Origin of the sequence: Nocardia sp. CY15, assembly GCF_009829295.1 — a bacterium.
GTDB classification, from domain to species: domain Bacteria; phylum Actinomycetota; class Actinomycetes; order Mycobacteriales; family Mycobacteriaceae; genus Nocardia; species Nocardia sputi.
The window spans coordinates 152746-162974 of sequence record NZ_VUOT01000010.1 but is presented as its reverse complement, the minus strand read 5'-3'; the positions used below and the strand labels follow the sequence as shown (position 1 = coordinate 162974).

General features: G+C 69.4%; 12 protein-coding genes and 1 riboswitch. Of the genes, 8 read left to right on the top strand and 4 right to left on the bottom strand.

Going from position 1 to position 10229, the window contains the following annotated elements:
- Positions 1-113 precede the first annotated feature (113 nt).
- A riboswitch (SAM riboswitch) is annotated at positions 114-227 on the top strand.
- Between the two features lie 47 nt (positions 228-274).
- On the top strand, positions 275-1594 hold the full coding sequence (locus GVY39_RS15060; RefSeq protein ID WP_159924519.1) for an aminotransferase class V-fold PLP-dependent enzyme: 1320 nt from the start codon (positions 275-277) through the stop codon (positions 1592-1594).
- A 73-nt stretch (positions 1595-1667) separates the two neighbouring features.
- Positions 1668-2111 carry a Uma2 family endonuclease gene (locus GVY39_RS15055; RefSeq protein WP_159924521.1) on the top strand — a complete coding sequence of 148 codons (444 nt, stop codon included), beginning with the start codon at positions 1668-1670 and terminating at the stop codon, positions 2109-2111.
- Positions 2112-2139: 28 nt separating this feature from the next.
- Here the strand turns inward: GVY39_RS15055 and GVY39_RS15050 are convergent, their stop codons facing one another.
- The 3 genes from GVY39_RS15050 to GVY39_RS15040 all read right to left on the bottom strand — a co-directional run bounded on the left by GVY39_RS15050 (position 2140) and on the right by GVY39_RS15040 (position 3579).
- Positions 2140-2691 (bottom strand): flavin reductase family protein, encoded by a 552-nt coding sequence (locus tag GVY39_RS15050; protein WP_321210174.1) that lies wholly within the window; start codon positions 2689-2691, stop codon positions 2140-2142.
- A 78-nt stretch (positions 2692-2769) separates the two neighbouring features.
- Entirely contained in the window at positions 2770-3246 is a 477-nt protein-coding gene (locus GVY39_RS15045) for a YbaK/EbsC family protein (RefSeq protein WP_159924523.1), read from the bottom strand.
- Positions 3247-3300: 54 nt separating this feature from the next.
- Entirely contained in the window at positions 3301-3579 is a 279-nt protein-coding gene (locus GVY39_RS15040) for a 2-oxo-4-hydroxy-4-carboxy-5-ureidoimidazoline decarboxylase (protein ID WP_283779889.1), read from the bottom strand.
- A gap of 234 nt (positions 3580-3813) precedes the next feature.
- On the opposite strand from GVY39_RS15040, the gene GVY39_RS15035 reads away from it, so the two are divergent.
- Both GVY39_RS15035 and GVY39_RS15030 read left to right on the top strand, forming a co-directional pair.
- Complete coding sequence (locus tag GVY39_RS15035; protein WP_159924527.1) at positions 3814-4635, top strand: crotonase/enoyl-CoA hydratase family protein; 822 nt, start codon at positions 3814-3816, stop codon at positions 4633-4635.
- Positions 4636-4816: 181 nt separating this feature from the next.
- Positions 4817-5059 (top strand): hypothetical protein, encoded by a 243-nt coding sequence (locus tag GVY39_RS15030; protein ID WP_159924529.1) that lies wholly within the window; start codon positions 4817-4819, stop codon positions 5057-5059.
- 137 nt (positions 5060-5196) lie between these two features.
- On the opposite strand, the gene GVY39_RS15025 is transcribed toward GVY39_RS15030, so the two are convergent.
- On the bottom strand, positions 5197-5688 hold the full coding sequence (locus GVY39_RS15025) for an inorganic diphosphatase (protein ID WP_014348688.1): 492 nt from the start codon (positions 5686-5688) through the stop codon (positions 5197-5199).
- 217 nt (positions 5689-5905) lie between these two features.
- On the opposite strand from GVY39_RS15025, the gene dacB reads away from it, so the two are divergent.
- From dacB to hpt, 4 genes are all read left to right on the top strand, one after another.
- Complete coding sequence (dacB, locus tag GVY39_RS15020) at positions 5906-7345, top strand: D-alanyl-D-alanine carboxypeptidase/D-alanyl-D-alanine-endopeptidase (RefSeq protein ID WP_159924807.1); 1440 nt, start codon at positions 5906-5908, stop codon at positions 7343-7345.
- A 13-nt stretch (positions 7346-7358) separates the two neighbouring features.
- Positions 7359-8468: a zinc-dependent metalloprotease gene (locus GVY39_RS15015; RefSeq protein ID WP_159924531.1), complete on the top strand. Its 1110-nt coding sequence runs from the start codon at positions 7359-7361 to the stop codon at positions 8466-8468.
- Positions 8469-8533: 65 nt separating this feature from the next.
- Positions 8534-9670 (top strand): tRNA lysidine(34) synthetase TilS, encoded by a 1137-nt coding sequence (tilS, locus tag GVY39_RS15010; RefSeq protein WP_159924533.1) that lies wholly within the window; start codon positions 8534-8536, stop codon positions 9668-9670.
- Position 9671: 1 nt separating this feature from the next.
- Positions 9672-10226 carry a hypoxanthine phosphoribosyltransferase gene (hpt, locus tag GVY39_RS15005; RefSeq protein WP_159924535.1) on the top strand — a complete coding sequence of 185 codons (555 nt, stop codon included), beginning with the start codon at positions 9672-9674 and terminating at the stop codon, positions 10224-10226.
- The last annotated feature ends 3 nt before the right edge of the window (positions 10227-10229 follow it).

Sequence of the window (10229 nt, the reverse complement as noted above, 5' to 3'; positions counted from 1 at the left end):
GTGGGGGTGCTTGTAATGGCTCCCACATGGTGGTTAGGTCCACGCGGTGCTCGTGGGGGACTCGGGTCGGATGTGGTTGACAGTGCCGGGGCGCTTCTGCCACTCTCGGGTCAGGTCATGAGTGCCAGTGCAAAGCCCCGGCTTGCTGGCCGGCAACCCTCCTCCGCGGTGGGGTGCTCCGGGTGACGACCCGGCCGCCGCCCGACCGGGCGCGGCAAGCGCGGACTCGACGACTCATCTGATCGCGGGTCCCTTAGCCGACGGGATTCACGTGATGACTACTGCCCTCGACAACGCCTGTGCCGCACTCGCCCAGGTCTCCGGTGACCAACTGCGCGTGCCGTTGGTGCAAGGCGGAACGGCGACCTACGCCAACTTCGACTACGCGGCGAGTGCGCCCGCTTTGACGCAGGTCAGCGAGCGTGTGCAGCAGCTGCTTCCGTTCTACGCGAGCGTGCACCGCGGTGCGGGCTACGCCTCCCGGATCTCCACCGAGTGCTACGAGGCCGCTCGCGGGTCGGTCTGTCGGTTCCTCGACACCGCCGACGACCAGGTGGTCGTCTTCACCCGCAACACCACGGACTCGCTCAACCTGCTCGCGTCCTGTGTCCCCGGCGACACGGTGGTGCTCGACATCGAGCACCACGCCAACCTCCTGCCGTGGACCAGGAATGGAAGGCGCGTCGTGCAGGCGGCGGGCACGGTCGAGGAGACGATCGGCAAGCTGGTCGCCGAACTGTGCAGCAGGCCCGCGGCTTTGCTCGCGGTGACCGGCGCCTCGAACGTGACCGGTGAGGTGCTTCCGCTGGAGCGTCTGGCCACCATCGCCCACCAGTGCGGCGCCCGCATCCTGGTGGACGCGGCGCAGTTGGCGCCACATCGGCGGATCAGCCTGCGCGACACCGGCATCGACTATCTGGCGTTCTCCGGACACAAGCTGTACGCGCCGTTCGGTGCGGGTGTGCTGGTGGGCAAGCGGGATTGGCTCGACGCGGCCCAGCCGTACCTGGCCGGTGGTGGGGCGGTGCGCGAGGTGCGTACCGACGGGGCCGAGTGGGCGCCTGCTCCGCAGCGGCACGAAGCCGGTTCGCCGAACGTGCTCGGCGCCGCCGCGCTGGCCGCCGCCTGTGACACGCTCGGTGCCATCGACGCCGAAACCCTTGCCGCGCACGAGCATCGGCTCGCCGACCGCCTCCGCGACGGCTTGGCCGCGATCCCCGGCGTCCAGCTGTTGCGCATCTGGACCGACAGTCCCGACTCCGTCGGCATCGTCGCCTTCACACTCGCCGACTTCGCCCCCGGCCACGTGGCCGCCTATCTCTCCGCCGAGCACGGCATCGGCGTGCGTGACGGACGTTTCTGCGCCCATCCGCTGCTCACCCGCCTCGGGCTGGCCGGCGCCCTGCGCGCCAGCATCGGCCTCGGCACCACCTCCGCCGACGCCGACCGTCTCGTCGAGGCCGTGGACACCCTGGTGCGCACCGGCCCCAGCTGGGACTACACCGTCACCAACGGCCTGTGGAATCCCACCCCCGAAACCCGCCCCTTCACCTCCACGGCTCCCGCCGGCGCTGCCCCCTGCTTGGTCGGCTGAGTCCGCGTACGCCCGATCAGGGCAGCGCCGCCGGATACTATCGCCGTATTCGAATCCGAGCTGAGGCGAACTTATGAGCACGCTGCCCGTCTGGGCCACCGATCCGGGGGCCCTCCTCATCACAGAGGAGGGCTACGCGGCGCTTCCCGAAGACATCCAGCGGCAGATCGAGGTGGTCGACGGCCATGTGATCATCTGCCGCAGTGGGACCTTCGAGCACAACAATGTGGCGCGGCGACTGGCCAACGCGTTGGAGCAGGCCGCCCCGGACGAGCCGTGCACCGGAGTAGTGACCGACTTCGAAATGCATTACGTGCGCAGCCGCCCGGGAAGCCCTGGTTTCTCTTTTCGCCGCCCGGACGTGGCGTTGCACCGGTGTATCAATGGCGATCGCAAGTTGACGACGGCGGACGTACTGCTGGTGGTCGAAGTCGTCTCACCAGTGTCCGAGTACGTGCTCCGGCTGACCGGCCCTTTCCCCGTGGACGTCGACTTCGCCACCTTGGACGGGGCGTGAGGCCGGGTGGCGTAGTCGGAATCTACGGTCAGTCGCCCAGGGCGGTGGGGCGGTAGTAGCGGCCGTTGTAGTACAGCAGTGGCGAGGCGGCGGGCTTTTCGTCGGTGTTGTCGTGGACGCGGGTGACCAAGCCGACGACGAAGGTGTGGTCGCCGATGGGGATCAACTGGTGCACGGTGGCGCGCAGCCAGATGGGGGTGCCGTGCAGAACCGGTTCGCCGGTGTCCAACGTGGTCCACAGTGCGCGGTCGGTGAAGCGCTCCTCGGCGGCGCGGGAGAACCGGTGGGCCAGGTGCTGCTGGTGTTCGCCGAGGAAATGGATGACGACGGACTCGGCGTCCAGCATGGCGGACAGGCTGGAGGAGGTGTGCGCGATGTTGAACGAGACCAGCGGCGGATCCAGCGACAGCGAGGCGAAGGAGGTCGCGGTGAAGCCGACCGGCCCCTGCGGCGAGTTCAGCGTCACGACGGTGACGCCCGCCGGATAGTGGCGCATGGACGCGCGATACTGCTCCGCGGTGATGCCGCTCAGATCATCGGGAATCTGTAGTCCCGTCTCCGGCCGTGGTGCGTCGGTCACATGACGAAACTACGCCCGGACGCCCGAACCGCGCGGGGTGTGTGGCCTTCGGCATGATTTCCGCGGCCCGGGCCCGAGTCAGTCCACGTCGATCGGAAGACCCGCGGTGATCCGCAGCAACTGTGGGAACGACGTGCGGAAAATGGTGTTCGGGTGCCCGCCCGCGGCCCATATCTCTCGATGGGCGGCCAGCGCGTTGTCCACCCAGGTGGGAAGGTTGGTCGGGTGGCCGACCGGCGCGACGCCGCCGATGGGCTGACCGGTCACTTCGCGCACCATATCGGCGGGGGCGCGGGTCAGTGTCCCTTCCAGGCGCGCACCGGTCTTCGCCAAGTCGACCTGGTGCGCGCCCGAAACCAGTAGCAGCACCGGGTCGTCGTCGAGCAGGAATACCAGTGATTTTGTGATCGCCCCGACATCGACGCCGAGTGCGCGCGCGGCATCCGCGGCGGTGTGCGTCGGTTCCGGCTGGGCGACGATGAGACCGTGATGGCCCCGTGAGATGAGGGTGTCCGCGACCCGGCAGGCGACCGGGGGCAATGACGACCTGCGCATCTCACCAGGGTAGAGCGATTGCGGACCGTACGCCGGGCGAGTCGCGCCGCCCGCTCAGTATTCCGGGTATCCCTCGCTGGGACCGAGCATTCCGGCGATGCGTTCGCCGGTGATCCGCGCGAGTTCGGTCACGTCGCGCGAGGAGACCGCTTCGTGCGCAACCGCTTCGAAGGCGCGGTCGACATCCCGCGGGGACAACGCGAGCAGTTCGGCATCGGCCTTGCTCAGCAGTGCCTCGCGGTCCCGGTACGGGCGAGCGTCGGCGAGTGTCGCCGCCCACGTCACGTTGCAACAGCATTCATACAGCGCGTGAACCGCGCGACCGCGGGGCATTTGGTTGAATCGGTCGAGGCCGATTCCGCGATGCATCAGCACAGTGTCCTCCGAACCCGATGAATGAGGTTTGCTGACCTGCTCATGATCCGCTTTTCTCCGAACCGGGAACCAGTAGATCACTGCGAATTCGCACAGCCTTTACACTCGCGCGACTTCCTTTGCGAGTCGCGCACGCCGGGACGTTTCCCGGGTCGGAATACCGGCCGCGACGAGTCTCGATACGCTGTACAAATGACAGATTGGCAGGCTTTCACCGTCGAAACCAAGGATCACGTCGCGCAGGTGACGCTGACCGGCCCCGGCAAGGGCAATGCGATGGGCCCCGACTTCTGGCGCGAGTTGCCGGAGGTCTTCCAAGCGCTCGACGCCGATTCCGAGGTGCGCGCGATCGTGCTGACCGGCTCGGGAAAGCATTTCTCTTACGGCCTCGACCTGCCCGCGATGAGCGGCACGTTCGGTCCGCTGCTGGCCGAACGGGCGCTGGCCGCGCCGCGCACCGACTTCCTGACCGAACTGCGCAAGATGCAGGCCTCGGTCACGGCGGTGGCGGACTGCCGCAAGCCGGTGATCGCCGCCGTGTCCGGCTGGTGCATCGGCGGCGGGCTGGACCTGATCGCGGCGGTCGACATCCGCTATGCCAGCGCGGACGCCAAATTCAGCCTGCGAGAGGCCAAGGTCGCGATCGTCGCGGACATCGGCTCGCTGCACCGGCTGCCCGGCATCATCGGCGAGGGACACCTGCGTGAGCTCGCCTACACCGCCAAGGACATCGACGCCGCGCGCGCGGAGAAGATCGGCCTGGTCAACGACGTCTTCCCGGACCAGGAGTCGGTGTTGGACGCCGCGCACGCCACCGCGCGCGAGATCGCCGCGAACCCGCCGCTGGTGGTGCAGGGTGTCAAAGACGTGCTGGATCAGCGGCGTAAGGACGAGGTCGCAGCGGGCCTGCGCTACGTCTCCGCGTGGAATGCCGCGTTCCTGCCCTCGGAGGACCTCACCGAGGCGATCAAGGCCGTCTTCGAGAAGCGCCCGCCCGAGTTCCGCGGTCGGTGATGCCCACGGCGCCCGACGGCGGGTCGGGCGCGCCGTGCACCAAGGGTGGGGAGGAAGGGTGGGCAAGGTGATTCGCCTCAGGGTTGCCCTGCCCTCACCCTAGGGGTGGCTGTGTGCGGCGCCGAACGTCCATATCGTTTGGGACGTCAAAGATTTCGCCTCGCATTCAGGAGCACAAGAAATGCGTATCAAGTCCTTCCTCGCCGCTGGTCTGCTGGCCACCGCTGCCGTCGCCGGGGTGTCGACGGCCGCTTCGGCCTCGGCCGCGCCGGTTTACCAGGACGTCGCCTACAACGGCACCTACATCGGTACCTACGCGACCTTCGAAGCCTGCCGGGCGGACGGTATCTCGCCGAGCACCGGCGGCTACTACTGGGAGTGCATCGAGACCTACGACGGCTGGGACCTTTACATCTCCTACTGAGCCACCTGTCACCGAGAAGGGGCATCCGGTATCCGGGTGTCCCTTTTCACCCTCTCGGGCCTTCGATGCGGCCCGCAGAGCGAAGCGGGGAGTCCGGGCCTACCGGACTCCCCGCTTCGCTTGTGCCGTAGCGGCTTTCAGTGTCCGCCCTGGTCCTTCAGGCGCTGGATGGACGCCTCGACCTCGGCCTCGGCCTCGGCGCGCCCGACCCACTCCGAGCCCTTGACGTACTTGCCGGGCTCCAGGTCCTTGTAGCGCTCGAAGAAGTGCTTGATCGCGGCCAGCTCGAACTCCGGGACGTCCTTCAGATCCTGGATGTGGTCCCAGCGCGGGTCGCCCGCCGGTACGCACAGAACCTTGTCGTCGCCGCCGGCCTCGTCGGTCATCTTGTACATCGCGACCGGACGGGCCTCCACGATCACGCCGGGGAACACCGAGTCGGGCAGCAGGACCAGCGCGTCCAGCGGGTCACCGTCTTCACCGAGGGTGTTCTCGATGTAGCCGTAGTCGGCGGGATAGACCATGGACGTGTACAGGAACCGGTCGAGCCGGACTCGGCCGGTCTCGTGATCGACCTCGTACTTGTTCCGAGAACCCTTGGGAATCTCGATGGTGACGTCGAACTCCACGCCATCTCCTTCGTGCATCGGTGCCGAGCCCGGCGACTCGGCTTCTTTTCGGCGACTGCCGACTCGGCCGCTGCGGAGTGCGCCGACTCGCCAGGTTGTTCAGGGGAACGGTTGCGCAACGAGGATAGTGTGGTCCCCGGGGATATGGGTGCGGCAGGCGGCTGCTGCGGGAATCGGTCAGGAGAGCGGCGGCGACGTGTTTGGTGGCAACGAGAACATCGGTGGGCTGGCCGCCCGGCGGCGTCGCAACAGATGGATCTGGATCTCGGCCACGCTGGTCGTGCTGCTCGCCGTCGCCGTCGTGGCACTGCTCGCGGTGCGGCCGTGGACCGACGAGTTCCGGCACGGCGGGTTGACCATCGCCGCCCCGCCCGCTCCGGTCGAACCGTCGCCACAGGTCGGCGCGGCCCGGCCCACCGGTTCCGCACCGAGTCCGGCGGGCGTCGCGGCCGCGCTCGCGCCGGTCATCGGCAACCCGGACCTCGGCGCGTTCGCGGGCCAGGTGACCGACGCCGACAGCGCGATGGTGCTGTGGAGCGGCGATGCGAACCGCCCGATGATCCCGTCGTCCACCGCGAAGATCCTCACCACCGCGGCCGCCTTGCTCACGCTGCCCGCCGAGCATCGGGTGACCACGAAGGTGGTCGCCGGTTCCGCGCCGAACGAACTGGTGCTGGTCGGCGGCGGCGATCCGACGCTCACCGCGCAACCGGACGGCAAGGGCTACTACCCGAACGGACCGCGTCTGTCCGACCTGGTCGCCCAGATCAAGTCCGCGGGCCGCCCGGTGGACACGATCATCGTCGACACCTCCGCTTACACCGGCCCGACCATGGCGAAGGGCTGGGACCCGATCGACATCCCCGAGGGCTCCATCGCCCCTATCGAGCCGGTGATGATCGACGGCGGCCGCTTGCAGCCCCTTGTGGAGTACTCGCCCCGCACCCCGACGCCCGCCCTGGACGCCGGACGGCGACTCGCCGCCGATCTGGGGCTCGACCCGGCGCGAGTGCGGGCGGGCGTCGCCCCCGTAGGCGCGACCGAGGTCGCTTCTGTGCAGTCGGCGCCGCTGCGCGACCGGCTGCGCGACACGATGGTCTATTCCGACAACGTGCTCGCCGAGGCGATCGGGCGGGAGATCGCCGCGGCCACCGGTGGCCCGGCTTCCTTCGACGGTGGCGTCGCCGCGGTGCGCGCGGCGCTGAGCAAGGCCGGTTTCGATCTGTCCGGCCTGGATATGCACGACAGTAGTGGGCTTTCGGTCGACGACCGGATTCCCGCGCGGTTGCTCGACCGGGTCGTGGCGACCGCGGCCAAGCCCACCGGCGCCACGGCGGTGCAACCGGCCGGTACCAAGGCCAAGCCGGAGAACGACCGGATCGCGGCCACCTTGGCGCCGATGCTCGACCACCTGCCGGTTGCGGGCGCCACGGGCTCGCTGACCAGCCGCTACGTCACCCGGGACCGGCAGGCCGCGGGCTGGGTGCGGGCCAAGACCGGAACTCTGTCGGTGTCCAGCGCGTTGGTCGGGTATGTGCTGGACGCCGATGGGCGGGTGCTGACCTTCGCTTTGATGTCGAACGATCGACCGCCGGAGGTGAGCAGGCCCGCGTTGGACGCGATCGCAGGCACGCTGCGAAACTGTGGATGCTCGTGACGGGTGGTTGAGTATGACCCAGCAAGGTTCCGACACAGCCGAGTCCGGCTCCGCGGGCGCGGTCGGCCGAGGCAAGGCCCGTTCGGGTCTGTCCGGCGTGGTCGATTGGCCCTTGGCCGCGAGAACCGGCTCCGCGCTGGTACCCGCGGGTCCGCGTACCTCGCGCTACTCGGCCCGGCAGGTGGTCACCGAACTCGCCGATGCCTCGGTGCGAGCCGAGGGGCCCGTGCGTGAGGTCACCGGGTTGCTGGACGACCGGCCGGTGCCCGCGGCCAGGATCGTCGACCGGCCGGGATGGATTTCCGCCGCCGCCGACTCGATGGCCCAGCTCACCGGAACCGGTGAAACGCGGGCCGAACGCAAGCTGCTGGCGGGCAAACCCGCCGGTGTGCAGGCGGGGGCGATGCTCGCCTTCCTGTCCACCGCCATCCTCGGCCAATACGACCCGTTCACGGGATCGGACGGCACCCTGCTGCTGGTCGCGCCGAACATTGTCGCGGTCGAGCGCGCGCTCGGGGTGTCACCGAGCGATTTCCGGCTCTGGGTCTGCCTGCACGAGGTGACCCACCGCGTGCAGTTCTCCTCCGCGCCCTGGCTCGGCGACTACATGCGCGCCAACGTCGAGGTGCTCGGCGAGGTCGGTGACGAGCCGCTCGGCGATATGCTGTCGCGTCTGGTCGACGAGGTGCGTGACCGCCGTCGCGGCACCGCCTCCGACGACCCGGCCGCACGCGGCGTGATCGGTCTGCTGCGCGCCACCCAGGCGCCGCCGCAGCGTGAGGCGCTGGATCGCCTGCTCATGCTCGGCACTCTGCTGGAGGGCCACGCCGATCACGTCATGTACGCGGTCGGCCCCGCCGTCGTCCCGTCGGTCGAGCAGATCCGCACCGCGTTCGACCAGCGGCGCAGGCGTCCGACCAACCCGGTGCAACGCATCCTGCGCGCCCTGCTCGGGGTGGACGCGAAGGTCGCGCAGTATGTGCGCGGCAAGAAGTTCGTGGACGAGGTGGTCGGTACCGTCGGGATGACGCGGTTCAACACCGTGTGGACCGATGCCGACACGCTGCCCCGCCCCGACGAGATCGAGCATCCGCAGCGCTGGATCGAGCGCGTGCTGGCCTGAGCGAGCGCGCCGCCTTCGGGCCCGGCGGTGCGGCGGTGCGCGAGTCCGGTCGGTAGGCTGCGCCCATGGGGCGTGCGCCGAGAGGGACACACGGGCGTTCCGGGCCGGAGGCCGGGTCATCCGGCGTCGGGCGTCCGCCTGAGCCCGGCACCGTTCGGCGCCTCCCGGAGACCGCCGCCGTGCTCGCCGTCCGCAGAGCCGTCCGGGACTGGCTGACCGGATTCGGGCCGCGCGACACCGAGGAGCAAGCAGTCTCGGTGGCGCTGTCCGGCGGCGCGGATTCGCTTGCCCTCACGGCGGCCGCGGTGGTCGAGACGCATGCGGTCGACGCGCTGGTGGTCGATCACCGGCTGCAACCCGGTTCCGGGGCCGTCGCCGCCGAGGCGGCGGCTCAGGCGCTCGCTCTGGGCTGCCGGTCCGCGCGTGTGCTCGCGGTCCAGGTCGGCACCGAGGGTGGGGTGGAAGCCGCCGCGCGCCAAGCCCGCTACGCGGCGCTGGAATCCGCGCGCGGGGGCCTGCCGGTGCTGCTCGGGCACACGCTCGACGACCAGGCCGAAACCGTGCTGCTCGGGCTCGCGCGCGGCTCGGGTGGGCGCTCGATCCAAGGGATGGCGCCCTGTAGCGAGCCTTGGGGGCGGCCGCTGCTCGGAGTGCGCCGGGAGATCACCCGGCGAGTGTGCGCCGACCTGGGCGTGACGCCGCACGAGGACCCGCACAACCTCTCGCCGGAGTTCACCAGGGTCCGGCTGCGCACCGAGGCGTTGCCGCTGTTGGAGCGAATTCTCGGCGGCGGGGTCGCCCCGGCGCTCGCGCGGACGGCCGAGCAGTTGCGGGAGGACGGCGCGGTGCTGGACGCGCTCGCCGCCGAACTGCGGCACACCGCCAGTGATGGGCAGACGCTGGTGATCGAGACCCTCGCCACTGCGCCCGCGGCCCTGCGCAAACGGGCCATTCGGTCATGGTTGCTGGCCAACGGGGCGAAAGCCCTGACCACGAAGCACTTACAGGCGGTCGACGACCTGGTGACAGCGTGGCGTGGGCAGGGCGGCGTCGCGGTCGGCGGAGGAAGGCCGGGTAGCAGGTTGGTCGCCGGGCGCGAACATGGCAGGCTGACACTGCGGCTGGGCGCGGAAGACATCGGACCGATGAAGCAGACCGAACCGGCCCAACGGGCTCACCACCACGGAAGGGACACCAGCTGACGTGTACGGGGACGACATCGCGTCGGTGCTGATCACCGAGGAACAGATCGCCGCCAAGACCCAGGAGCTGGCCGAACTCATCGCCAAACGGTATCCCCCCGGCGCTCCCGAGGGGGACCTGCTGCTGGTGGGCGTGCTCAAGGGCGCGATCTTCTTCATGACCGACCTGGCCAAGGCCCTGCCGATCCCGACCCAGATGGAGTTCATGGCCGTCTCGTCCTACGGGTCGTCGACCTCCTCCTCCGGCGTCGTGCGCATCATGAAGGACTTGGACAAGGACATCGCCGGCCGCAACGTCCTGATCGTCGAGGACATCATCGACTCCGGGCTGACGCTGTCGTGGCTCAAGCGGAACCTGTCCACCCGAAACCCGGCCTCGCTCGAGGTGGTCACCCTCCTACGCAAGCCCGACGCGCTACGCACACCCGTGGAAGTCGCGCACGTCGGCTTCGACATCCCGAACGAATTCGTCGTGGGCTACGGCCTCGACTACGCGGAGCGTTACCGCGACCTGCCCTACATCGGCACCCTGGACCCGAAGGTATACGGCGGCTGAGGC